The following is a 25382-nucleotide window of genomic DNA, read 5'->3' as shown; positions in this document are numbered from 1 at the left end:
TTATTTATCTATTTATCATAAAAAAAACACTAACAACTATAGGCAGGTTTAAGCCGCTACGGTATTGGGGATAGGAAATACTTTGTCATAGACCCAGTTGAAAACAAAGGCGTATAGCAAATAGAAAGTCGCCATAGCAATATCCATCTTAAAAGCCTCCCAAAGGCTAATGTTTAGATATATCGCTATGAATGGCAAAAATAACAGTAGCAAGCCGCCTTCGAACAAGATGGCATGCAACACTCTTATTGGCACGGTTTTTTGCACCCTGCCGCGCAGTTTTAGCATAGTATTATCAAATAGGATGTTATAAAAATAGTTCCACACCGTAGCGACAATAGAACCTACTAGCGCTATAGCGCCCATCGTATGAAGCTCAAAGCCAAAGGCAAAACTTGCCAGTGGCGCAAAGATGAGCAACCCGATAATCTCAAAGCTTAAAGTATGGCGGATACGGTCTTTTTTGGTACGCATAACGATCACTATCCTAACTACAGCAGTATTTAGCTAACCATCGGGCAATCACTATAAACATCATCATGCAGCGCTACCAAATACGCTTCATCAGCTTATCTTTTTTGATAAATTGATGGTATAGCGCCGCGCCAATGTGAGCGGCGGTAAACGCCAAAATCAACGGCCAAATGATCTCTGTATGCCAGTCATTAAAGGTACGCGCTAAACCGCGATCTGGAGTGACGAACACTGGAATCTCGAACAGGCCAAACACATCGACCGCGCGGCCGCCATAAACGGACATCAGCAGTCCTGCAATCGGCATCGCAATCAGTAGCGCATAAAGTGCAAAATGGGTGAACTTAGCGATGACGTCTTGCCATTTGGGCATTGGGGCGTCAGGCGGCGCTTTTACAAATACTCGGCTAATGACCCGGGCCAGCATCCAAAACAATAAACTAACGCCAAAAGCTTTATGCAAGCCAATATAAAGCGAGTCATCGGTAGTGTCATAAAGAAACATCAGCGCCCACGTCACTAATAATAGCAGCGCGCTTATCCAATGAAAAACACGGCTGATCATAGGCCATTTGTTTAGCGGAGCTACCCTAGATTGAACTTGGTCCATACTTCACCCTTAAAATAGAAAGCGTTACCTTTTATCCAGACTTAACTGCCGTACTATATAGATATCTAGACATAAATGCTCTACATAGCCATTTTTGTGCTAGCAGTTTATCACCAATAACGGAATACCTGTGAGCTGAATACTAGGGCCTATCCTAACCACTCAACAATAAAACCCTATAAATAGCAGCGCTTATGATAGCAAATCTGCGCGCAAATGACTGCTACTGTATCCATTTAATCCTAACTTAAGCAGTGATAAGCCATAAAAACCTTAATAAAAATAAGGATTTACCTTAACCGATGGAAACAACAATATTTCCGATGAATGGTGTAAGAATTAGAGTCGAATAGGAGTATAGTTTATATTAACTTGCTGAGTTTGTATTTTACCTAAACTTAATAAGGATGATTTAACGTTCAAGCTTAAAGTTTCTGCCAGCCTCTAACTCATTAGTTTTTCTACAAGGATTCGTATGAAATACACTACCAAGGCCTTAATCTCAGCGATGGCCATATGCCTTAGTGCAAGCGCTGTCGCTTCTAGTCACCGAGAAGCTCCTTCCATTACTAAAACCCCAAAAGTCGATGCCACTGACCTTTACATGTTCAATAGTTATGAGAATGGGCGAGCAGACTACGTCACTATCATCGCCAACTATTTGCCATTGCAGGATGCTTATGGCGGACCCAATTATTTTGCCTTAGATCCAGACGCACTTTATGAGATTCATATCGATAATAACGGCGATGCCGTCGAAGATATCACTTTTCAGTTTGACTTTACTCAAAACCTAAACAGCATTGAAATTGACTCAGATGGTGATTCTTCAACGCCAAATGTAGCCATACCGCTAGTTAATGCTGGCGATGCCTCAAATCCAGCCAATGTGCAAACCAATGAGACGTATGAAGTCACTATGGTGAAAGGAGATCGCCGTAGTGGTTCACGCACGTCTTTAGGCAGTTTTGATAAGCCTTTTGATTACATTGGTACCAAATCTTTCCCTGACTATCCTACTTATGCTAGAAGTTTTATCAAGAATTTAAACTTAGGTAGCTGTGGTAATGGTAAAGTGTTTGTCGGTCAACGTGCTGAAGGTTTTGCTATTGATTTGGGTAAAGTATTTGACCTTATCAACCTCAACCCACTAGGCGAGCGAGATGGCGGTACTAACATTTTAGCCAACAAAAACGTCACCTCTATCGCTATGGAAGTGCCCAAGGCTTGTTTAACTGCTGGTTCAGACCCTGTCGTTGGCGCTTGGACGACTGCTAGTGTCCGTCAAGCGACCCTAGTAAATGGCAATCCTGGTTCAGGTATTAATACCACTGCCAAAAAAGGCGGTGCTTGGACGCAAGTGTCCAGATTGGGTATGCCACTAGTCAACGAAGTCGTTATCGGTCTAAAAGATAAAGATAAGTTCAACGCCTCAGAACCAAAAGATGATGTGGCCAAATTTGCGCCTTACGTCTTCTATCCGACGCTTCCTGCACTAATTGAGACGCTATACCCAAGTGCACCGGCACCTACCAACTTCCCGCGTCAAGATCTAGTCACTGCCTTTTTGACCGGGGTCCCCACAGTCAACAAACCGGCTAATACAAAACAAGTACCGGCAGATATGCTTCGTCTCAATACTAGCATCGCCGCTGTCGCCGCCGCCAATCAAAACGATCTAGGCGTTCTTAGTATTATCCCAGGTCAAGACGATGGTCGACCTAATGCCAATACCGATGATGTCGCAGGCTTTCCGAATGGTAGACGTCCGGGTGATGACGTCACCGATATCGCGCTTCGAGTCTCTATGGGTGCGCTCTGTCATGCCGGTTTACCAGCAGCAGTAACGTGTGTGCCTGCAGATGCCGCAGCCGGTAAAGCGCTCTTCACCGACGGCGCTCTTAAGCCTGCTACTGAATTTGATTCGGTCTTCCCATATTTAACGACTCCGAATCCAGGTAGCCGATAAGCTGAATCTAACCCAAGGAGAAATACTATGCGCTATCTATTTTTAGCCGTATTGGTCACTGGATCAGCTGCTCTTATTGGTTGCTCTGACAGTGACAATAACGACTTTGACTTTGATAATCAAAATGAAAATGCTAATTCAGTTGATCAAGCGAATGCTCAATTAGCTGTTGATAGAACATCAGATGTCATTGATGCTAGCAACGATGTCAACACTGATGAGCCGCAAGATATAGATCGAATTATATTACCTGAGGCTAACACCGCTGAACCCGTTGCTATCACTGATGCAAACGCTTCACTGTAGAGCACTGGCAGATTAACCTAGCACCTGATCATTCTACTGATTGGGTGCTTATTTATGTCAAAAGCTGAGAGATACTATGCACAGGTTAAAATCATTCTTTATATCATTAGCGCTATTTGCTACTGCTAGTCCTACACTTTTTGCCGCGCCTTTCACCCCTGATGATGATCAGCAAATTCTAGCGACCTTACCTACTGATTCACCGCCGCCGCGTTACTCAACGGTTAGCGACTTTGTCTCTGGTAGCACAAACACTAGTCCCGAGCAGACTCGGCAGTTATTAGAACGAGCGTATTTGCAAGGAGATCCCCGCGCGCTAGGCCAAGCACAAGCGCAGCTAGATCAATCTGATGACCAAAACGCTGAAACTCTTATGCTGCGAGCACGCGCCTTACAAGCGGCGCATAAATTCGATGAGGCCAAAGGAGTATTAGAGCAGATACTCAGTCAAAACCCCTCCGACCCTGATGCGCTATTGACGCTATCTTCTTTGCTATTAGTACAAGGTCAATTTGATGAGGCGATGAGCTACTGTAATAGACTGAATGACGCCTCACTTCGAGTCTATCAACTGGCCTGCGTGGCTCAAATCAATAGCATGACAGGCAAGCTGTCGCAAGCGAAGGAGACCTTAAGCGGATTGGCGAGTTTAGCTCCTGGGCTTGATGCTGCGACCGCGCGGTGGATATACCTTATTCAAGCGGATGCGGCGCTGCGTAGCCAAGACGCGCCGCTAGCAAAAGAAGTCTTTGCCATGATGGATAGTCAAACCGTACCTACACTGATGGCTCGCGCAGATTGGTTATTGGCTCAAGGCGAATATGACAAGGTGCGGCAGTTGCTCCAAGACCATACTGACAAAGACGCTTTATTGCTAAAGCTCATTAGCGCACAAGTTGCATTAGAGGATCCTAAGGCGCAGCAAAACTTAGCGTTGATGCAAGACCGTATTGAGGTTTGGCGTATTCGTCAAGAAAACGCCCACAAAAGAGAACAGGCAAACTATGCTCTGCTTAGTAACCAGACCAACTTAGCGCTGAAGCTAGCGCAGGAAAACTGGCAACAGCAACGAGAAACTGCTGATATTGCTATTTATACCACCGCTGCTATCAAGGCTAATAGTCAGGCTGATATTGACATCGTAGAACAGTTTATAAAAGAGACTGGTTTTGAATATCCAGCCCTAGAGCGTAGTCTAAATAAACGCCATCTCAGCAAGGAGACGCACTTATGAGCCTTTTAAAGAAATTTAGTGGGTTAAAGAAAGTTAGTGAGTCAAAGGCGTTTAGAGGATCAAAGACAATAAGTTGGCATCAAAGCTATCGTTATCTGCTAGCGCCCTTATTAGTCATGCTGTTGGCGATGAGCTCCACCTTAGTGCAAGCACATGAGGCTAGCACTGCTTATCTAAACTTAACGGTGGCTGATACTGACAATACGGCAAAAAATAACTATAGCGCAGAATATGAGGTGTCACTCAGAGATTTAGCCTTGCTGGTAGATATAGACGGTAACGGCGATCAGCAAGTGAGCTGGGCGGAAGTCAAGTCGCAACAAACGCTTATCGCTCAGTTAATTGCGGCGCAAGTACAATTACAAAGTGATGGTAATAACTGCCAAACGACTAACTTTGCCCCATTAGCCATTAATACTCGTGGCGGCTTTAATTACTTATATAGCAATTTTACTTTGAGCTGTGATGCGCCTATCGACAACCTTGATTATCAGATACTTGCAGGGATTGATGCCAATCACCGCCTAATTTTGACCCAAGTGGATAGTCAGTTGCCTGTACAGGTACTCAGCGTTGGTCAAACGCCACTAGGTGCTAGTGAGGACGCTGGCGCAGGTTGGCTATCTATAGTAAGCAACTTTTTGCAAAGCGGTGTTCATCACCTATTGATTGGTATCGATCATTTACTATTCCTATTTGTGCTGTTGGTTCCTGCTGTGTACCGGCGTAAACAAAAACAACTGGTTGCTGTTGCCAAGCCTAAGTCGGCGTTGATAGAGGTATTTTGGATCGCCACTTCCTTTACGCTTGCGCACTCCATCACCTTGAGCCTAGCGGCGCTCGGTCTCGTTAGCATCCCTGCCCGCTTTATCGAATCCTTGATTGCATTATCGATAGCTTTTGCAGCCTTGAATAATTTAGTACCGATGCTGCGCGTTAGAGCCGTTTATTTGGCCTTTGTATTTGGTTTGATACACGGTTTCGGTTTTGCCAATGTTTTAGTTGATTTGCCTCTAGCGACTAGCGAGCGCGTCTTGGCATTATTGAGCTTCAATGTGGGGATTGAGCTTGGACAGCTTGCTTTCATCATTTTAGTCTTTCCGCTAGCTTTATTATTACGCCATACTCGTTTTTATAAAACGGTCATCTTTTACCTTGGCTCACTCGTGAGTATTGTTATTGCTCTGTGGTGGTTTGTAGAGCGAGCGTTTATAGGCTAGCTTGCGCATTGTGAGCTTTAGAACTTCTTAAGAGGTCGAGTGGCTGTCATATTTTTAATGAATACCTATGAGGGCTACTCAACTATTATACTTTCATTCCATTAAGGTCGTTGATAGACCAAAGACATAGGAATGGTAGCGTCGACTGCAAGGCCATCTACTTGTAAAGGCGTGAGCTGACCTGTCCTAACTTGAGTCGTGGCAACCGCATCGATGATAGGACTACCAGAGGTTTCAAGCAGCTGCACTTCAGTGATAACGCCCTCTTTATCTACAGAGAGCTCTAAAAGCACAATAAACACGTCGCCAGGGATAGCATCAGTACTGCGCCAAATCAGTAGAGGAACATCGGTGATAGGCTGATGCTTCTCAAGCCAGCTGCCCTGCTCTTCCAAAAAAGGGATCAGCGTTTTGTCATCGGCGTTCGTATTGCTTAAACTGTCTACATCAGTATCAGCGGTTGGTTCTCGCTCTTGATTTAGGTCTTGATTAGCGGCTTGCTCTGCAGCTAGCGCTAATATTTTGGTGATAGCCTCCTCGTCCGCTTGTGCTTGCCACTGCGCTTGCGCAGATATTTTGCGATTGCTCTGCTGGGTGGCAGCGCGTTTTTGTATGGCTTGTTCGCGATTGAATTGCACGGTTACTGCTCGGATCATCGCTGACAAATCATCTTCGGCTTCAGACTCATTCGAGCTATTTTGTGCAGATGCCATAACATCAGTATTAGTCGGGTTGCCCGAGGCTTTAGCGGCTAGCACTTCACGGTTATCTGTTACTGGCTGGCTTTGATTAGTTTCATCTGCTAAGTCAGCTTGCTCAGTGTTTAGCTCTTTTGTGACCTCTTTATTTTCTACAAGTGTCTTTTTCTCTACAAGCGGCTGTTTTGTCTCAACGGCCTCTTTTGGCTCGGCAGCTTTTACGATGCTCGCTTTTGCAGTGCTAACTTTTTCTTCTAATGCGACTTTTTGTTTTGGTAATACCGTTTTTTTAGTCTGAGGGTCTGCATCGCTGGAAGTTTCAGCGGCGGCTGAGCCAATTGAATCAAGCGTGACAAGCTCCAACTGAATGAGTGCTGACGACTTAGCTTTTATACTAGGTCGCTCTATAGGTTCAGTCAACATGCCCGCCCATACTACTAATCCATGTAAGGCAATAACCAAAATCATTACCCATACATGAACAGGCCGATAAAATGGTTTATTTATCATAATACTTTGGCAATTAGTGAGGGGTATCGAAATCGGTTCATAGTCCAATCATCAAAAAGTCGTCTGTTTTTATAGCTATTATCTTGAATAGTCATTACTTATCTTGCGCTAAATAAATATATAGCACAAGTAGCGTTATACCCTTAAATCAACCACTTATCAGACTTAAATTTTGAATTTCTCGTTATTATGTCTTTTAATGAATTGTCTTTTAATGGGTTGAGTTATATAGTCGATTAAAAAACGACCCGTCTTGAAAATGAGTCGTATCGTTCGCAGTTATATAGTTAGTAGCTAATAAAGCAAAAACATAAGGAAAAATGATGAATACTACCAATAAACCCCTTCGTATCGATATCGTCTCAGACGTGGTCTGCCCTTGGTGTGTGGTCGGCTATAAACAACTAGCACAAGCACTAAAGCAGACTGATACTGACTACGAAATCTATTGGCATCCGTTCGAATTAAACCCAAGCATGCCAAGTGAGGGACAGAATATGCGCGAGCATATCATTGAAAAATACGGCTCGACTCCGCAAGAGTCAGACGCTAGCCGCGCTAGAATCACTCAAGCAGGGGCTGATGTCGGCTTCGACTTTAACTTCACTGATGAGCTGCGCATGCATAATACTTTTAATTTGCATCAGCTACTGCATTGGGCACAAACGCAAGGGCGTATGCATGAGTTAAAGCAAGCCCTATTTACAGCGCACTTCACGGATGGTCGTAATATCTCAGATAAGGAAGTGCTCGCTGATATAGCGGCAGAGACTGGTCTTGATCGCGCGGAAGCGTTAGCCGTACTAGCGGATCAGCGCTTTGCAGAAGAGGTGCGAGAGATTGAGCAACATTGGCAGCGCCAAGGGGTACAAGGTGTGCCTGCCATTGTCTTTAACGAGCGTCATTTAGTCAGCGGTGCGCAAGGAGTAGAGAATTTTACTAGCATCCTCAATCAATTAGCAGATATGCCAGAGTAATTGTCATTAGATATTCTTGCGAGATGAATTTCAATCTTCCTGCTTTCTTCTGACTATTATGTTGAGAATAAAGCAGGTTTTTTTGAATAAAGATAAAACCATTAGGCTTGGTTTAATTCAATCTTTAACTTTTTGGCGGCGTCGATAATTTGCTTTCTGGTGGCTTTGATAGCACCTCGATTGAGAGCAGCTTCTCGCATCTGCACCGTGATATCATAATGCGGATAGCTAGCATGACGATGAAACAGACGCGCATCAACCTCGATGAGCATGGCAAAATCATGCAGCTCTTGCAGACTATCGGCTAGCATGTGACACCACTGATAGCCTCTAAATTCAATCTTCACATAATCAACATAGACCGCCATGCTCATTACTCCTTTCAATTAAGGCGGCTTAATCGATTACCGCTGTCATCTCAATCTCAATAAGCAGACCGGGCATAGCTAAGGTTTGTACGCCAAGCAAAGTATTGGCAGGAGGGGTCGCTTCACCATAGAAGCTCGCGATAGCTGCCCCGACAACTTCTAAATCGTCAGGCTTGAGATCGACGATATAAGTGCGCATACGTACCACATCTGCCGGTGTCGCTCCTGCTTCTTGCAACACCGTTTGCAAATTATTAAAGACCTGCTCGGTTTGTTTCGCTAAGTCCTCTTCCCCTACTATTTGACCTGCTTTATCCCATGCCAGCTGACCTGCACAGTGAATGACGGTACTGCCCTTTGCTTTGGTCGCGTGCGAGAAGCCAAACTGTAGGCTGTCATAAATAGTGCTTGGATTGATTTTTTGATGAGTCATTTTATTATCCTAACTTTATTGTATTGTGCTATTTTTTCTAAAAATACAGTGAAGCTGTTTTTATCATATTAGAGTGTTGGTCGACACTCACTTGAGTGCCGCAGTGACTTTGGCTAGCATCGGCGGTATGTCATGCTTATCAGTCATGACCTCGAGCATAACAAGCTTATCAGTGGTCGCCATTGCCGTTTTCAGCGCTTCTTTGAGCTCGCCTGCGGTATTCGCTTGCAGTGATAGGCTGTTGTCTTCATTACCGCCAAATGCTTGCGGCATCAGCTGCCAGTCACAGGTAGGAATATCATTATAACGGGCATTTTCGCCATGAATCGCGCGCTCAACGGTATAGCCGCTATTGTTAACCAATACGATAATAGGGTTAGTGCGCTGTTGCAGCATCACCGCTATCTCTTGAATCGTTAACAGCGCTGAACCATCACCAATGAGCAGCACGCTACGCTTATGTTTCGATGCCACACTAGCGCCTAAGCTCGCTGGCAAGGTATAACCAATTGAACCCCACATCGGCTGCCCATAGCAAGTCACCCCATCAGGTAAGCGCACATCGCTAATGCCAAAATAGGATGTTCCTTGATCGGCAAATACCACGTTACCTGCTTGTAGATGCTGAGCAATGATATGCCACAAGTCGTCTTGACGAATCGCTTCATCATCGCCGCCTTGTTGCTCAAAGGCATGCACCTCCTCGCTAAGAGGTTTTGGCGTAATCTCAACTCCAGAAATCATCACGTCATGCAAGGCTTGCAAGGAGTCTTTAAGCGCGATAGGTGCAAAGTTCTGCCCGCCGATACTCGCCCGCTCGTAATGCAAATCGACCACCACCTCATCGTCAATGTCTTGGCTAAATCCGGCTGTCGTCGTATCGGTAAACTGCACGCCAATCTTAATCAAGCATTCGCAGTTCTCGACCGCATCTTTGACCACCGGCCTTGAGGCGTCTCCAGCATAAGTTCCTGCCCAACGCTCGTCTTGCTCATCAAGCAAAGTCTTGCCCCATGATAACGTGGTATAAGGAACCTCAGTATCTGCAATCAAGGCCTTAAGCTCGTTTTGCAGTCCTAAGCGATGCACCATTAAGTCAGCAATGATAGTGGTCGTCTTATTAGGCAGAAAATCTACTAAAGACGCTTTAAACGCTTTTAGCGCCGCTTGGCTGGTCATATTCTCTTGACTGTCATCGAGCTTAGTCGTTGGCGGATAAATGGGTAGAGCTGCGACATCAGGCGATAGCATCAAATAGCCTGGACGATACTTTTTGAGTACCATACGTATCACCCGATCAATCTCAGAAGCGGCATTCTCGGGCGTAATCTGGGCACGGGCGACAGTGACCGGCTCGACCATTTTTATAAAATGGTTAAAGGTGCCGTCCCCTAACGAATGGTGCAAACGGCGCTTGTCATGTTGCTGCTGCATAGTCGGGGTGCCAACTACTTGTAACACTGGCGCATATTCTGCAAACGAGCCGGCAGTCGCATTGATAGCCGACAACTCACCCACCCCAAAAGTCGTCACTAAGGCGGCAAATCCGCGCTCGCGAGCATAGCCATCAGCAGCATATCCAGCGTTTAGCTCATTGGTATTACCAACCCAGCGCAGCTTATTAGACTCAATAATGTTATCTAGATAAGCTAAATTATAGTCTCCTGGTACGCCAAAGACTTCGGTAGCACCGGCCTCGGCAATACGCTCAAATAGATAGTCAGCGATAGTGTAAGGTTTAGTCATTGTATTATTTATCATTGTTATCGTCCTTTATAGATATTGATAGTAGCCACTGCTAAGCAACCTTATTTTTAGCGTTTTTTCATGGTTACTATTTAATCAAGTTATCATACTGATATCGCTATTGGCCCTTGGTTTTACAAAATTAGAACCTATAGCGCGCTTAGATATACTACAAAAAAGAGAACAGAAGCCCTAGAAACCACTCCCTATTCTTAAACGGTGTGATGCCAGAAGCTCTAATCTATCAGAGCAATTTTTATAATTCACTTATCATGCAAGTTTGGATAATTAGTTAAATTACCTATTACTCATCATGATTTTAAATCAGACTAATTATAAACAGTCCTCCTTGCGCCACTTGCCAGCCATATCTCCTCTTGCACACTGGAACTGCTCACCATACTGGACAAAATTCCAAATGGCATTTAAATCATCACTTTTTTCGAGCTTAAAACTCACCCGATATCTATGACCGCTGACACTGTCATCCATCAAGCCTGTTTTTTGCATGATGACCACTGCCGTTTTGGGCTGTTCGGTATTAGGATAATAGAACACTTGTGCTAGATCATAGTCCTCATGCACGCTGCTAATCGGTAGATTGATCAAAGCGAGTTTTTCTACAGCGCAACTGATAACCCCTTCAGCGACAGGACAAGGCGCTATCGCCTCTGAGACGCCTCTACCATTGATACGGATACGCTTAAAGTTATCAGGATTGGCAACCATCTCTCGAGTGGCGTAGTCTGACGTATAGCCACTGCTCGCTTGGGTAGAGGTACTAACGACAAGGGCGCCAACTATCAATACCAAAACTCCAAAAACTTTCCATAAATAACTGGCGGTATGGTTATTTGTCACTGTGTTTGCAGCAAACAATAAACGCATGACATTCTCCTTAAGGCTATGGCAATTTTAATAAATAACCACTTATAAATTTAAAAATCGCTCTATGATAAATATAACAGAGTGGTAACGGCTGTTAAACAACGTCCTTCTGTTACCTATAGTCTGTTATCTAAAAACAGGAACAGCTTAACTAACCTTAGGATTAAATATTTGAGAGAGGAGCTACTACGCTATAGTACGACTTATTTAGTAATATCTTATGGTACTGATTTCTTTCTAGCGCTGAACATCATTACCCATTAGCAGGTATTTGAAACTTTGTCATTTTCTAGTTGACAGAATATAAAAACTGCGTATAATACGCCTTCATCATCTGATGATAGTTAATCAAACGATGAATCAGCGGGATTAGCTCAGTGGTAGAGCATAACCTTGCCAAGGTTGGGGTCGAGAGTTCGAATCTCTTATCCCGCTCCAAATATGGCTCGATCAGAGCAAAAAGCCTCACTACTCTTTATATGGGAAGTGAGGCTCTTTTTTGTCTATTTTTCGGGGTTGTAGCAAGATTTAATGTTAACTGATCAGTTTAATTGTTAAGCTTATTTAATATATTAGGAGCTCAAAAATCAGCACCGTGACCAAATTGTGAGAAAGTGAATATTATAAATTACCCCACCCTCAATTATACGTTTTGAAAAGCCTTATATATAAGGCACTGCCTAGGCCGCTTAAAATTTATATTTCTTAAAAATTAGAAGTAAAGCGTTCACTACTAAATGGCTGGGCATCAATAAATAATGGCTTACCACTGATCATCTCTTCAATGAGACGTCCTGTCACTGGTCCAAGGGTAAGACCTTGGTGACCATGACCAAAAGCAAACCATAAGCTATCGTGTTTTGATGCAGGTCCGATAACTGGCTTCATATCTGGCATGCAGGGTCTAGTACCACACCACGCTTCGGATTCCACAGCAACCTCAAGCGGTAGAACCTTTCTTGCAAAAGTGAGCACTGTTTCTAGTTGATTAAAGTCTTTTGAAGCACCTAGCATTGCCATTTCAGCGCCAGTAGTAATTCTAACGCCCTGCTCCATTGCACCTATGACAAAACCTTTATCAGCATCGAATAAACTATGAGAAAATGAGTTTTTCTCGGTGATTGCAAAATGCTGATGGTATCCACGCATAGGAAATAAAGGAATCTTATAACCTAATGGCTTGATAAGATTTGTTGACCAAGGACCTGCAGCAATGACTAGATTCTGACAAAAGTAAGTATCACTATCGGTAACAACCTGCCAGCCCTCGTCTGTCTGTATGATGCTTTGTACATCAGCCTGCTTTATTTGCCCTGCCATTTTTTCAAAATTTTCAGCATAGGTTTTTACAAGTCGGCTTGGGTTTTTTATCTGCCATGAGTTCTTCCAATGTATACCGCCAACATAGTCTGTAAAGTTTACATTTGGCTCTAATTCTTTCAATTCTGCGAGTGATAAGACCTGATACTCTACACCTTGCTCAGCCGCTTTTAATGCTTTGCTAATAGCTTTCTCAAAATTAATTGGTTTACGATGAAGCTCGATCCAGCCTATTTTTCTGACTAACTCATCAGCGCCTGAAGCCTTAATCATAAGATTATGCTCGTTCGTGCAATTCTGAATTAAAGTAGCCCACTCTTTATCGATTTCTTCGAGCTTTTTTGGGCTTGAGTTTATCCAGTATTGTAATAAAGGGCGTTGAAGACTATATATAGCAGACCAACGATATCGAATATCAGTACTGTTATTAGGCAATACCCTTAAAACCTCTTTAAAACTTCTAGGAAACGGTTTAGTCGTTACCGCTTCTCTGGTGATAATACCGGCATTACCATATGAAGCTTCTTCTCCTGGAGATTTCTTATCTAACAAAAGAGTTTGAGAGTTGTTCTTTTGCAGATGCCAGGCTATAGAGGTTCCCACTATGCCTGCACCAATAACAATCACGTCATAGCGCATATTAGTACTCTCAAATAACAAGTTAATTTTATCAATGTTAAGTAGTCTTTTATAAGATTAATAAAATAATTAACAGCTAATATTTATAACTCAACAAACTGACCCAAACCTGCTGTTTTAGCTTTTTGAGCAATTTTTAAAGCGACTGCAGCATCAAAGCTTGCGGCTCCAACAGATTTAAACAGTGTTACCCCTTTTTTATCTTGGTCGATAGTAATTTTTTTTGTCACCAAGTCGGCTAAATCGCCAGTTAAATTTTTCCAAGTCCAGTCACAATCCTCAGCAGCGTCCGCCTGAATCAAATCGCCTGCTTCATGAAGACCACCTTCAATATCGTCGATGAAGACGTGCGAGCAGGCTTCAATGATAGAATCGCTGACTTCCTTCATCTCAGGCTGATAAGCGCCTACCGCATTAATATGTGCGTCGGCTCTGATTTGACTGTGTTCAAACAACCCTTCGGTTGCGCGAGTCGCCAAGTTAATAATATCGGCATCTTTTAAAGCAGTAGCAATATCTTCACAGACTTCGATAGTCACCGGCCACTCTGGATACTGATCAGCGAATTGGGTTTTAAAGATATTGGCACCCTTAGTAGTTCGATTCCAAAGTACTACCGTTTTAATATTTGGACAAACCGTAAGCACAGCATTCAGCTGCTCATAAGCCATCCCGCCGCAGCCTATTACCGTCACTTGCTGACTATCCGGCTTTGCTAGATACTTGCTAGCGATACCCGATAGTGCTGCCGTACGCACTTGGGTAACGTAAACACCATCCATAAAGGCAAGGATTTCACCAGTATCATTATTTGAGACGCTCACCACAGCAGTAGTCGTGGGAAGATCCCGCTGTGGATTATCTGGGCAAATAGTTACCAGTTTAACGATAGCAAACTCTTCATTACCGTCAAACAGTACCGAAGGCATCGATAAGTGTGAGCCACTGTTTTTATCGCTGGCTGTAAAAGTCGGAATAACTAAGCGTTCAGGGCACTTCACCCACTCTGGATGTTGCGCTTGTAGCTTCAATAACATCTCGATGGATTCAATAGCCATGGACATATTCAGTTGATCTTTCACGGTTTTGCTGTCTAAAATTCTCATAGTGATTTCTTAATATTTATAGGAGTGTTAGCATCAATCCTTGACACTTTATATTAGTTAATACTTAGACCTTTCACTGATAAAATAAATAAACTCTACTACATATCGAAAATCTTACCGCGATTCATAACATTATTGGGATCAAAGACTTTTTTGACTTCTCGCAAATAGTCAATCTCAAGGGCGCTACGGCTATACTGTAGATAAGGCTTCTTAGTCATACCCACACCATGTTCAGCTGATACCGAGCCGCCATATTTTTGTACGGTTTCAAACACATATTTATTGACGATTTGACACTCGCGAAAGAAATCATCTTTGCTCATGTTTTCAGGCTTTAAGATATTGAGATGTAAATTACCATCGCCGATATGTCCAAACCAGCACACTTCAAAATCAGGGTAGTTGTGACTGACAATCGCATCAATCTCTTCGATAAACTCAGGTACGTAGCTGATGAGTACCGACACATCGTTCTTATAGGGCGTAAATACCGAGATAGTCTCAGAGATGTATTCACGTAGCTTCCATAGCTCAGCCGCTTGCGCCAGGCTCTGACTCATCACCCCATCGACGACCCAACCTTGCTCCATACATTCTTCAAATATCGCCATCGCCTTATCCATGATCGGCTCATAAGGCGCTTCGAACTCCAACAGGGTATAAAACTTAGTACGCGATTCAAACGGCTCTTGTACTTGACCGTGCGCCATTAGCTTATCTATTGCTACCTCATCGAAGAATTCAAAAGCAGTTAGATCAATCTTAGCCTGAAAGGCGGATAGTACGTTCATTACATCGTTGAAGCTGTCCATACCTAGCACCATGACGTTCAAGTCTTGCGGTAAGCGATCCAGCTTAATCTGCGCCTGAGTGACGAAGCCAAGTGTGCCCTCAGAACCGATGAACAGTTGACGCAGGTCATAACCGGTGGCATTTTTCACCATGCCGCGATTGAGATGCAAGATATCGCCTTTGCCGGTGACCACGGTCAAGCCCATAATCCATTGACGGGTCATACCATAGCGAATCACTTTTATACCGCCAGCATTGGTACCGATGTTGCCGCCCATTTGGCTCGAACCTGCCGAGGCAAAATCGACAGGGTAGTATAAATCTTTGGATTCAGCGAACTGCTGCAGCTGCTCTGTAACCACGCCGGCTTCGATCTCAACCATACGATCAGCGGGATGGAATTGACCAATAGCATTCATCTTATCCATACTGACGACGATCTCACCATTAGCAGCTACTGCGCCTGCCGATAGACCGGTACGACCACCGCTTGGGGTCAAGACGACGTTATGATCGTTGGCTAATAAGACAATCGCTTGTACTTGCTCGGTTGATTTCGGAAAGACGATAGCGGCGGCGGCAGGCGCGAAATGCTTGGTCCAGTCTTTACCCCAATGCTCTAAGCTTTCGCTATCGGTTTTTATTTGGCTGGAGTCATAACCATAATCTTCTTGTAGCGATTGTATAAGGACCTCAATGATGGCTTGAGATGGCTTTAGAAGTTCTTTCACTAGACATATTCCTTACGTATGATAAAAAATAGAAAAATTACCTAAATATAAAATACTGTATAGGTAGTTTTCATATTGATATTGTTCTACCTAATGATTCTTAAGCACTGCCCTGTATGATACAAAGTAAGTCCTAACTCGGTAAATCCAGATTTCATGCCTGATAGAGCAACTTTTGACTCTTCCAAGGTTTTAAAAGGTAGCGGAATACTATTTCTATCTCCGGTTAGGATATAATCAGCAAAACTTTTCCCCATTAGTGTTCCAGTGGTAATGCCACGCCCATTATAGGCAGTTGCTGTTAAGATGCCTTCATCTGGCTCCAGTACCCGAAAAATATGATCTTGAGTAAAGCCAAAATTACCATACCACTCATACTGCCAATTAAACTTAGGCAAATAAGGGTAATAGCTTTTTTGCACACAATTTGCCCATGATTGATAAAAAGATTTGGGCTTACAAGCACTACCCCCTACTGTACCAAGTAACAGCCGGTTATCATGATCACGGCGAAAACTGGACAAGGCCAAACGAGTATCCCAAGCACCATTTTTATGAGGCAAAATTCGATCTGCCAGCTCGCCAGTTAAAGGCTCGGAGGCAATCTGATAGTAAGATACCATGTAAAAAGTCTTAGTAACCTCAGTCCATTCCCCTTCAGTATAGGCATTGGTAGCGATAATGACTCGCTCTGCTTTTACATTAGCCTCAGGTGTTCTTACATACCATTGCCCATCGGATTTCTCTAAACTATCAACAGCAGACTGCTCATAAATAGTCACTCCCAAACTAGTCGCTACTTTAGCTAGACCATTTACATAAGCTAAAGGATTTAAAGTACCAGTACGGTGATCTAATAGCGCTTTATTAATACTAGTAGTGCCACAATATTCATGACAGCGACTGCCTGTTAGCACTTCAACATGTACCCCACGTCGCTGTAATTGTTCATACCTAATGTCAACGTCAGCTTCTCCTTTAGCGTTATGGGCCATATGAAGATTACCGGCCTGAGTCGCTTGCGCATCGATATCATAACGCTTGATTAAATCAAACACTAAACTTGGCGCTTGACCTAACGCCTGTGTTAAACGCTCACCTTCTACATCCCCTAACACCAAATTTAGATCATCAGGTCGTGCCCAAGTTCCTGCATTGACTAGTCCTACACTTTTCCCTGAGCCTCCACTACCAATAGCTTGGCTCTCAAGGAGGATAACCTTTACGCCTTTTTCGGCTAAATGTATCGCCGCTGATAACCCTGTATAGCCACCACCAATAATACAAACACTAGTTTGCATATCACTTGTAAGTTTGTTGTAGCGATCAATCTTAGGAGCAGTGAGGCTCCACAAACATTGCTCTTGCAACATCTCATACTCCTTATATATTATACTTGTTGTACAGTAGAGATCATGCGCTCATTATTGATAGCAGTAGGCTCTTCGCGAGGGATAAATTTATTCAAGACGACCCATAACAAGCCAAATAGTGGAGATAGCCAGCAGGCAAAGGCAAATGGGGCGTAAGTTAAAGTCGCAATACCTAAAGTTGCAGCGACAAAGCTACCGCCCATATTCCAAGGAATAAGTGGCGATAAGAGCGTACCAGAATCTTCGATAGAGCGAGTCAAGGTCGTACGCTTATAGCCCATTTCTTTGTACTTATCCTGCAATAAACGTCCTGGTAAAACACAAGTGGTATAGACGTCACCAATAAGTGTACCGACCCCGAGCGTACTAGCATAAGTCGTTGATACTAACCCCACTCTCGATTTAATCATCTTATTAATTTTAGCCATAATGGCCTTCAATGTACCGTAATGTTCGATTGAGCCAATAAAAGCTAAGGCAAAGATGGTCAAGGTCACAACCCAAGTCATTGACATAACGCCGCCTTTGGACAACAGTTGATCGACGACAGCAAAACCAGTTTCACTAACAAAACCATTTTGCAGAACATTAAATATCTCACTAACCCCCACGCCTTGCATAATAAAAGCGATCAAACCTGCTACTACGACGCCTGATAGTACGGTTGGTATAGCTGGCATTTTCATAACGGCTGCAATGATGACGACAAGAGCCGGTAATAAAGTAATAATACTCAGGTTGTAATTAGCTGCTAGAGAGGTTTGAATTTCTTTAATAGAAGATAAATCAACATTTTCTGCACCGTAGCTCATACCAAGCCAAGCATAGATAATCAAAGCCGTAATCATGGCCGGAACAGTGGTAGGCAACATACCGCGGATATGGTCCCAAAGTTCAATACCGGCAGCGGCTGGAGTCAAGTTCGTAGTGTCAGACAAAGGAGACATTTTATCTCCAAAGAAAGCTCCAGAGACGATAGCGCCACCCGTTAATGATGGTGGAATGCCTAATCCTAGACCAATACCCATCATAGCCAAACCGACCGTGCCAACCGTGCCCCACGAGGTGCCCGTTGCAACAGAAATGATGGCACAAATAATACAAACAGAGACTAAAAATGAAGAAGGAGAAAAGACACTAAAACCATAATATAAAATCGTTGGCACGGTACCTGCAATAATCCAAGCACCGATGAGCATCCCGACACCCATCAAGATGATCATGGCTGGCAGACCGATTTTAATGACCTTCAAAAAACGCTCTTCCATACCATCCCAACTGCGGCCACGCATCTTCATAAATAAACCAGTGATTAAGATGCCACAAGCTAGCGGAATATGCGGAGTAAAATCTTTAAAGACAAAGAATTGCACCATTAGAATAATGGCTGTTAATACAAGCGGAGCAATATCTAGCAGGAAGCTAGAAGAAGGGTCATAACCATCGATATCAGGGTCATGTGGCTTTTTTTGTTTATCTGCAATCATAATATATCTACCTATCCTTAGTAGTTACAACCAAATCCATTGGTATATTTTCATAGCATAGTGTTAATCATCGAACAGTTAAAAAGAATCTGACAAACGAAGTCAGTTCTCCAAATGGACTACCTTAAAAATCAGTCAAGACAATATTCGATGACTTCGTTAAAAGCACACTATGACATTAGAAAAAATAGACTTTGAGAAAGGAATGAAATTTAAAAATGAAGGTTAAAAATTAATACTACTTCAGATGGCTATCCACTATTTTTACAACCTAATTTACGTTCTACAATTAGATTGTAAAAGCGCTTAGATGGTGAACAGTTCAAGCCAAGGACAGTTAAGCGCATTTTAAGTGCGCTTAACCGAATAAAAGTATCCTTTACTCATCAACAATTAAAGTTTGAGTTAACCAAAACTGATACCTTGAGCCAGTGGCAACTCTTTTGAGTAATTAATAGTATTAGTCTGACGGCGCATATAGACTTTCCAAGCATCAGATCCTGACTCACGACCACCGCCTGTTTCTTTTTCGCCACCAAACGCTCCACCAATTTCAGCGCCACTGGTACCAATGTTGACGTTAGCGATACCACAATCACTGCCGCGATCACTCAAAAAGGTTTCAGCCTCACGCAGATCATTGGTAAATACGCATGATGATAAGCCTTGAGGCACATCGTTTTGCATCTCAATCGCGTCATCAAATTCTTTGTAAGTCATAACATATAAAATGGGTGCAAAAGTCTCACTTCTAGCAACATCATTTTGCTCATCAAACTCTACAATAGCCGGCGTCACATAGTACGCATTAGGATATTTATCTTCGAGTACCCGCTCGCCGCCGGTGACTTTACCACCCGCTTCTCTTGCCTTCTTTAAGGTCTGTTGCATATTATTGAAGCTATCTTCATCAATAAGCGGACCTACCAGATTGCCTTCTAATGGATGACCAATAGTGACGGTTTCATAAGCGGATTTAATTCGTGGCAAGATATCGTCTTTAACAGACTCATGCATGAATACACGCCGTAATGTCGTACAACGCTGACCTGCTGTACCAACCGCTGAGAATAAAATCCCACGTAACGCAAGATCCAAATCTGCACTTGGCGCCAAGATCATAGCATTGTTACCACCAAGCTCAAGCAAGCACTTACCAAAACGATTTGCAACTTTTGGTCCTACCTCGCGACCCATACGGGTACTACCCGTTGCACTAACTAAAGCAACGTCTTTATTTTCAACTAAGGCGTTACCAACATCCGTCTTACCTAATAATACTTGTGAGAGATGATCTGGCGCATCACCAAATTTGGCTAAGGCTTTTTCAAACATTGCCTGACAGGCTAAAGCGACTAAAGGGGCTTTTTCTGATGGCTTCCAAATTACAGGGTTACCACAAACGATAGCTAGTGCTGTATTCCAAGACCAAACCGCAACTGGGAAGTTAAAAGCAGAGATAACGCCAATCACACCAAGCGGATGCCATGTCTCACGCATATGATGACCTGGACGCTCTGATGCAATCGTTAGACCATAGAGCTGACGTGAAACCCCAACTGCGAAGTCGCAGATATCAATCATTTCTTGTACTTCGCCTAGGCCTTCTTCTTTAATCTTGCCCGCCTCAAAGGACACTAGCATTCCTAAGTCTTCTTTGTGTTCACGCAATACCTCGCCCAATAGGCGAATTAGCTCACCACGTCTTGGAGCAGGAACCACACGCCATTCTTTAAAGGCTTTTTTAGCGTTAGCAATCTTGGTATTGACATCACTAACACTGTCTAGGGTAATCTTACCAATAACAGAACCATCTATAGGGCTGTTAACCTCAAAGTCGCCATTTTGGTATTGTTCTTCTTTGACACCCATAGCGGACATATACTGCTTAATCATAACTCATCCTTTTATATTGATTTTTACTTCCTTGGAAGACTTATTAAGTTACCTTGCAGCAAACTAAGTTGCAAAATAATTAATCTCCTACTAGCATTCCTTTTTGGAATGCTGCTTAAATAACTCTCTTATCAATATGATGCTTTCATCTATTGCCACACTAAGCATGGCTATTTAATGCCATCAAACACGCTTCAAGACTTTGGGCTTGCATCGCTTGATATAGCTCAAGCTCATTATGTACACCCGCCCCCAATGCGCCCTCAAACTCCTGTTGGTTTGAGTTACCCTCATAACTGCTTTGTTTGTCATCATGAAGATTGGACTGAAAAATCCCTGCAGCACTTACTGGCAAAAAATCCTCATAGACGATAGGTTCAAGACGAACAGCACCTTGCTCAATCAAATGAGTCATAGCTTGTTTTGAGATGATGTCATTTGAACCATTTCCCTCTAACTCATTTATTCCTGATTTAGAACTAACACTACTCGCATCTTGAGCATCATTAACCGCCTGATAGTAAAAATAAGCGAGTCCCTCATCATGTAGTGTTTGATAATCATCTGGGAAGGCTTTAAATGATTTTTCTAGTTTTTGATAATACTCTGAAGCATTATTTGCATTCGGCGTCACGCCTAACTGACTGCGAGCTTGACTAAGTAATTTGTCATACAACTCTCTGCCTTTAGGGGTTAAAGCCACACCGCGCTGTTCAATCTCACCAAAGCGCGCGGTGTGATGACCGCTATCATAGCCGCCTGCTGAGTTCTCAAAACTAACCGCTTCTTCTAGCGCCTTAAAGCTGGTTTGTCGTAATAAAATAGGACAGTCTCTTCTTGGTGGCCCCTCTATGATAGCTTTTGGCGGAATGCCTTTTGCCTGCATACCTGCCTGCACCGCATCTATATCTAAGGTTCTAGGGGTCAGATGATTGATATGAGGCCCCTTAAAACCAACGACATCGGCTATGAGTCCGTGTTGTGCTAATAGCTTTTGATACAGCTCTTTCGAGACTGGCGTTTTATCATGCCAACGAAAGGTTTCTAGAGCCTCTTTAACAAACCGCTCAGCTTCATCAGCCGTTAGACCACCCTTCTCCTCAAAGCGTTCAATTAGGCTAACTACATTGTCTGTAAAAATATTGCGTTTAGCCAAGGTGTCTGCTGCTTCTTGTTTTAAGACCTTGTCAGCAATTAGATCTAAGCGTAATAATGAGGTAAACACCCGAAATGGGCTTTTATGTAATGACTGCGTTTCAGTCGCTCTAAAAGCGGTAGAGTGCACTGGCACACCAGCTGGTGCCAAATCATAGTAGCCAACAGGGACCATGCCCATCACTGCAAAAAGTCTACGCATCATGCTAAGCTCAGCGGCGGTACCTAATCTGATTGCTCCATGGCGCTCCAGATTGAGCCGATCAATCTCTCCGGTATGTTCAAGCTGCTCTCTAATCTCAGGCTGCTTGCTTAGCACTCCTGTATTGACATCAGTCACTAAATCGATGAGGTCACCATATAATGGCACTTCTTTTTGGTACATCTCTGACATCGCTATAGAGAAATCATGGCGAATATCATCACTGCTTATAAATATATTTTTCACAGATAAGTATCCTTGTTAGGTAAAGCTTGCTTGATAGAGAGTTTTTAATTGAATATATAATGTACCCGTATACGATGGTAATAATAATCAGGCCGTATTGAAGACTATGATTTCGGTGATTCATTAGGGATAGCAGCGAGTACTTCTTTTAAAATATCGAGTCCAGAGGTTAAGGTGTCAGGTTCAATAGTCAGCGGTGGTAATAGTCGAATAATATGCCGATGCTTTCCACTTGGCATCAGTAGTAATCCCCGCTCTCTAGCTTGTTTTAGTACATAAGACATAACGCTTGGGTGCGTACCATAAGTAGGATGACGTAGCTCTATACCACGCATAGCCCCCACTCCGGTGAGTCCATGCAACCACGGGGAGATGCCTTGTTGCTGCCACTGAGCTACTGTGTCTTCGATAGTCTTTGCATAATGATTAGCAGATTGCCATACCTCATCTTCTTGCATGATATCTATAGTCGCATTCGCAGCAGCACAGGCCACTGGATTACCTGAATAAGTACCACCCAAGCTCCCTTTTGGCAGACCATTCATCACACTAGCTTTGCCTATCACCGCACCCAATGGCAAGCCTCCGGCGATGCTTTTACCCAGCAATATCATGTCAGGCTCAATTCCCAAATGCGTAAAGGCGAAAGGTGTACCAGTGCGGCCGTACCCGGACTGAATCTCATCCATAATGAGTAAGATTCCATTGTCATCACAAAAGGCGCGTAGATATTTGGCGAATGTCGCTGACATTAACTGAAAACCACCCTCTCCTTGTACTGGCTCCACAATAATGGCACCGATGTTGCCAATATCTGTCTCTACAGCAAATAAACGCTCTAAAGCATCGATAGCTTGTTGATCACTGATATCATTATCGGAGCTTGGAAAAGGAATATGGTAAACACCACCAGTTAAGGGGCCTAGCCCTCGCTTGTATGGAGCGACCTTACCGTTTAAATTGACGGCCGCTAGTGTACGGCCATGAAAGCCACCATCAAAGGCAATGACACCTGTGCGTCCTGTCTTCATACGAGTAATTTTTATAGCGTTTTCGGTAGCTTCTGCACCGCAATTGGTAAGCATTCCTGCAAGCTCACCTTTGATAGGAATGAGCTCGCACAATCTTGGAATAAAGGTTTGATACGGCATATGAGCAGCCGCATTATAAGCATAATGAATGAGTGACTGTGCTTGAGTGATAATCGCGCTCACGATGTGAGGATGGCAATGACCAAAGTTTAAGACACCGATACCGCCTACAAAATCAATATAGCAACGGTCTTTATCGTCCCAAACTTTTGCATTTTTACCTTTGATTAAAGTCAACGGATGCACCATCGTAAAAGCATCGGTGACATTATATAGCTGTTCCATGAATGTCTCTTACCTTCCTTAAGTTAGACATTCATTTGAACAAAACCACCTATTATCAGCAAACGAATAATAGTTGTGACTCCATTCCTTTAATTCATTGCCATAAAAAACCGGCATATAGCCGGCTCATTTATATATCTATTAGCTGTATTTTCTAAAATTATTGAGAGTCAACAACTTAAAATCTAACCTAAATCACAGTATAAAATTTAAGTCTTTCTTATGCTCGTTTGACTTTTCAAGATAAGCTGAGACCCATTCCAAAATAACTTTCACTTTATGTGAGTTGCCCAAGGATAAAGGATAAGACATATAATACGCACCCCTACCATTTGCAGCATAGCTCCATGCTGTCACCAGTGCGCCTGATCGCAGTTCTGGGGCTACTAAGCGTAATGGTACTAAGGCGATACCGTATCCAAGTAATGCCGCCGATATAGTGGTATGAAAAGTATCAAAGCGTGGACCCACAAAGGTACCGTCAATGCTGATATCTTGCTGCCTAAAATATTCATACCAAGCGCTAGGACGTGAGCTGAGTTGTAACAAGGTGCAGTTATCTAAATTATGTGTGCATGGTGATTTTTCTGTTAAATACTCAGGGTGACAGACAGCCACACTATATTCGTCAAACAACTTGATAGATTCCATGCCTGCCCATATTCCGTCACCATATAAAAAAGCAACATCGACATTTTGATCTTCAGAAAAAAACGGCCCAGCTAGCTCTTTTATATTCAAGTTAATCAACGGCTGCGCTTGGCTAAATCCACTTAATGCAGGCATCAACCAACGCGAGCAGAAGGTAGGGTGTGAGACAATTTTGAGTATTTCTGAGTTGTCGCTGTTTGACATCAGGCTAGTAGTTGCCGCTTCGATATGTTTGAGAATATCTAACACTTCAAGATAATAAGTCTTACCTGCTGGTGTTAACGATATTCGGTGCGGTGTACGATAAAAAAGTGAGAGGTTTAACATCTCTTCTAGCTGAGCGACTTGCTTACTAATAGCGCTCTGAGTCATGTGCATCTCTTGCGCAGCATTAGTAAAACTTAAGTGCCTAGCAGCGGTTTCAAAGCATTGCAGAGCAGTTGTCGAAGGGTATCTTCTAAAAGCAAGTTGGGTTTTGATTTCGTTTTTCATAACTTATTCATTCTATTATTCCACATAAATAATGTTTGCCAGCCTCATTAAATCGCTGACTCGACGCCTTTGCTTGCTCCTCTTTGTCAGAGATCCAAATAATCTATTGCTCTCTCTACTACTCGTACCAAAGTTAAAAGTAAGCTAACATGCCAAAGCCAAATACTATACGCATTATTTATTTGGGGCTGTAGTAGGCTGTAGTAGATAGGCATCTAATAAAAAAGCCTAATCCAACTATGCCCCTTCTCTAATTACTTGGTCTGGATCCTGAAACACTAACAGATTATGGATTATAAAGTGAGATTAAAACAATACTCACTCAGTTATATCTCTCAGCAGTTTATTAGTTACTACGACGAGTTTATGAGCTATACATGCTAACTCATGAAGTATCATCAAAACTAGGGCATGTCTTCAATTGGATAAGCCATAAATAATAGTTACAATACCGCATCTATTGAGACGATGCGAGAAGTA

The 25382-nt window shown here is 43.1% G+C and carries 21 protein-coding genes and 1 tRNA gene; 6 read left to right on the top strand and 16 right to left on the bottom strand.

What is annotated here, in order from left to right; all coding sequences use genetic code 11:
* Positions 1 to 48 precede the first annotated feature (48 nt).
* Together ACS8FD_RS07840 and ACS8FD_RS07835 are read right to left on the bottom strand one after the other, a co-directional pair.
* Positions 49 to 474 carry a PACE efflux transporter gene (locus tag ACS8FD_RS07840; RefSeq protein ID WP_439275281.1) on the bottom strand — a complete coding sequence of 142 codons (426 nt, stop codon included), beginning with the start codon at positions 472 to 474 and terminating at the stop codon, positions 49 to 51.
* Positions 475 to 547: 73 nt separating this feature from the next.
* Complete coding sequence (locus ACS8FD_RS07835; protein ID WP_439275280.1) at positions 548 to 1084, bottom strand: cytochrome b; 537 nt, start codon at positions 1082 to 1084, stop codon at positions 548 to 550.
* Positions 1085 to 1559: 475 nt separating this feature from the next.
* On the opposite strand from ACS8FD_RS07835, the gene ACS8FD_RS07830 reads away from it, so the two are divergent.
* The 4 genes from ACS8FD_RS07830 (at position 1560) to ACS8FD_RS07815 (ending at position 5813) form a co-directional block, all read left to right on the top strand.
* Complete coding sequence (locus ACS8FD_RS07830; RefSeq protein ID WP_439275279.1) at positions 1560 to 3053, top strand: DUF4331 domain-containing protein; 1494 nt, start codon at positions 1560 to 1562, stop codon at positions 3051 to 3053.
* A gap of 27 nt (positions 3054 to 3080) precedes the next feature.
* Positions 3081 to 3359 (top strand): hypothetical protein, encoded by a 279-nt coding sequence (locus ACS8FD_RS07825; RefSeq protein ID WP_439275278.1) that lies wholly within the window; start codon positions 3081 to 3083, stop codon positions 3357 to 3359.
* A 76-nt stretch (positions 3360 to 3435) separates the two neighbouring features.
* On the top strand, positions 3436 to 4593 hold the full coding sequence (locus ACS8FD_RS07820; RefSeq protein ID WP_439275277.1) for a tetratricopeptide repeat protein: 1158 nt from the start codon (positions 3436 to 3438) through the stop codon (positions 4591 to 4593).
* The gene (locus ACS8FD_RS07815) at positions 4590 to 5813 is read left to right on the top strand and encodes a HupE/UreJ family protein (protein ID WP_439275276.1); all 1224 of its coding nucleotides are present in this window, start codon (positions 4590 to 4592) and stop codon (positions 5811 to 5813) included. The genes ACS8FD_RS07820 and ACS8FD_RS07815 overlap by 4 nt, the downstream gene beginning before the upstream one ends.
* A gap of 101 nt (positions 5814 to 5914) precedes the next feature.
* On the opposite strand, the gene ACS8FD_RS07810 is transcribed toward ACS8FD_RS07815, so the two are convergent.
* Positions 5915 to 7021 carry an energy transducer TonB gene (locus ACS8FD_RS07810; RefSeq protein WP_439275275.1) on the bottom strand — a complete coding sequence of 369 codons (1107 nt, stop codon included), beginning with the start codon at positions 7019 to 7021 and terminating at the stop codon, positions 5915 to 5917.
* A 323-nt stretch (positions 7022 to 7344) separates the two neighbouring features.
* On the opposite strand from ACS8FD_RS07810, the gene ACS8FD_RS07805 reads away from it, so the two are divergent.
* On the top strand, positions 7345 to 7998 hold the full coding sequence (locus ACS8FD_RS07805; protein WP_439275274.1) for a DsbA family oxidoreductase: 654 nt from the start codon (positions 7345 to 7347) through the stop codon (positions 7996 to 7998).
* Between the two features lie 101 nt (positions 7999 to 8099).
* On the opposite strand, the gene ACS8FD_RS07800 is transcribed toward ACS8FD_RS07805, so the two are convergent.
* The 4 genes from ACS8FD_RS07800 to ACS8FD_RS07785 form a co-directional block, all read right to left on the bottom strand.
* Positions 8100 to 8366 (bottom strand): DUF4031 domain-containing protein, encoded by a 267-nt coding sequence (locus tag ACS8FD_RS07800; RefSeq protein WP_439275273.1) that lies wholly within the window; start codon positions 8364 to 8366, stop codon positions 8100 to 8102.
* Positions 8367 to 8394: 28 nt separating this feature from the next.
* Positions 8395 to 8799 (bottom strand): RidA family protein, encoded by a 405-nt coding sequence (locus tag ACS8FD_RS07795; protein ID WP_439275272.1) that lies wholly within the window; start codon positions 8797 to 8799, stop codon positions 8395 to 8397.
* 87 nt (positions 8800 to 8886) lie between these two features.
* Positions 8887 to 10545, bottom strand: a complete 1659-nt coding sequence (locus ACS8FD_RS07790; RefSeq protein ID WP_439275337.1) for an alpha-keto acid decarboxylase family protein — start codon at positions 10543 to 10545, stop codon at positions 8887 to 8889.
* 333 nt (positions 10546 to 10878) lie between these two features.
* Positions 10879 to 11433 carry a hypothetical protein gene (locus ACS8FD_RS07785; protein ID WP_439275271.1) on the bottom strand — a complete coding sequence of 185 codons (555 nt, stop codon included), beginning with the start codon at positions 11431 to 11433 and terminating at the stop codon, positions 10879 to 10881.
* A 363-nt stretch (positions 11434 to 11796) separates the two neighbouring features.
* Between ACS8FD_RS07785 and ACS8FD_RS07780 the strand changes: the two genes are divergently transcribed.
* A tRNA-Gly gene (locus ACS8FD_RS07780) sits at positions 11797 to 11871 on the top strand.
* Positions 11872 to 12138: 267 nt separating this feature from the next.
* On the opposite strand, the gene ACS8FD_RS07775 is transcribed toward ACS8FD_RS07780, so the two are convergent.
* The 9 genes from ACS8FD_RS07775 to ACS8FD_RS07735 form a co-directional block, all read right to left on the bottom strand.
* Positions 12139 to 13392, bottom strand: coding sequence for an NAD(P)/FAD-dependent oxidoreductase (locus tag ACS8FD_RS07775; protein ID WP_439275270.1), 1254 nt, complete (start codon positions 13390 to 13392; stop codon positions 12139 to 12141).
* Between the two features lie 83 nt (positions 13393 to 13475).
* A complete protein-coding gene (locus ACS8FD_RS07770) occupies positions 13476 to 14498 on the bottom strand; it encodes an ornithine cyclodeaminase family protein (protein ID WP_439275269.1) in 1023 nt (340 codons plus the stop codon).
* A gap of 98 nt (positions 14499 to 14596) precedes the next feature.
* Positions 14597 to 15994 (bottom strand): FAD-binding oxidoreductase, encoded by a 1398-nt coding sequence (locus ACS8FD_RS07765; RefSeq protein ID WP_439275336.1) that lies wholly within the window; start codon positions 15992 to 15994, stop codon positions 14597 to 14599.
* A 116-nt stretch (positions 15995 to 16110) separates the two neighbouring features.
* Positions 16111 to 17397 carry an L-pipecolate oxidase gene (gene amaA, locus ACS8FD_RS07760; protein WP_439275268.1) on the bottom strand — a complete coding sequence of 429 codons (1287 nt, stop codon included), beginning with the start codon at positions 17395 to 17397 and terminating at the stop codon, positions 16111 to 16113.
* Between the two features lie 17 nt (positions 17398 to 17414).
* On the bottom strand, positions 17415 to 18884 hold the full coding sequence (gene nhaC / locus ACS8FD_RS07755) for a Na+/H+ antiporter NhaC (protein WP_439275267.1): 1470 nt from the start codon (positions 18882 to 18884) through the stop codon (positions 17415 to 17417).
* Positions 18885 to 19289: 405 nt separating this feature from the next.
* Positions 19290 to 20780: an L-piperidine-6-carboxylate dehydrogenase gene (amaB, locus tag ACS8FD_RS07750; protein WP_439275266.1), complete on the bottom strand. Its 1491-nt coding sequence runs from the start codon at positions 20778 to 20780 to the stop codon at positions 19290 to 19292.
* Positions 20781 to 20940: 160 nt separating this feature from the next.
* Positions 20941 to 22383 (bottom strand): 2-oxoadipate dioxygenase/decarboxylase HglS, encoded by a 1443-nt coding sequence (gene hglS, locus ACS8FD_RS07745; RefSeq protein WP_439275265.1) that lies wholly within the window; start codon positions 22381 to 22383, stop codon positions 20941 to 20943.
* Between the two features lie 104 nt (positions 22384 to 22487).
* Positions 22488 to 23759: a 2-aminoadipate transaminase gene (locus ACS8FD_RS07740; RefSeq protein WP_439275264.1), complete on the bottom strand. Its 1272-nt coding sequence runs from the start codon at positions 23757 to 23759 to the stop codon at positions 22488 to 22490.
* Between the two features lie 195 nt (positions 23760 to 23954).
* Positions 23955 to 24902, bottom strand: coding sequence for a LysR substrate-binding domain-containing protein (locus ACS8FD_RS07735; RefSeq protein WP_439275263.1), 948 nt, complete (start codon positions 24900 to 24902; stop codon positions 23955 to 23957).
* Positions 24903 to 25382 lie beyond the last annotated feature (480 nt).

It is taken from the genome of Psychrobacter sp. 1U2 (genome assembly GCF_051847575.1).
The sequence above is the reverse complement of the archived record's forward strand: the minus strand, read 5'-3'. Positions and strand labels throughout refer to the sequence as shown.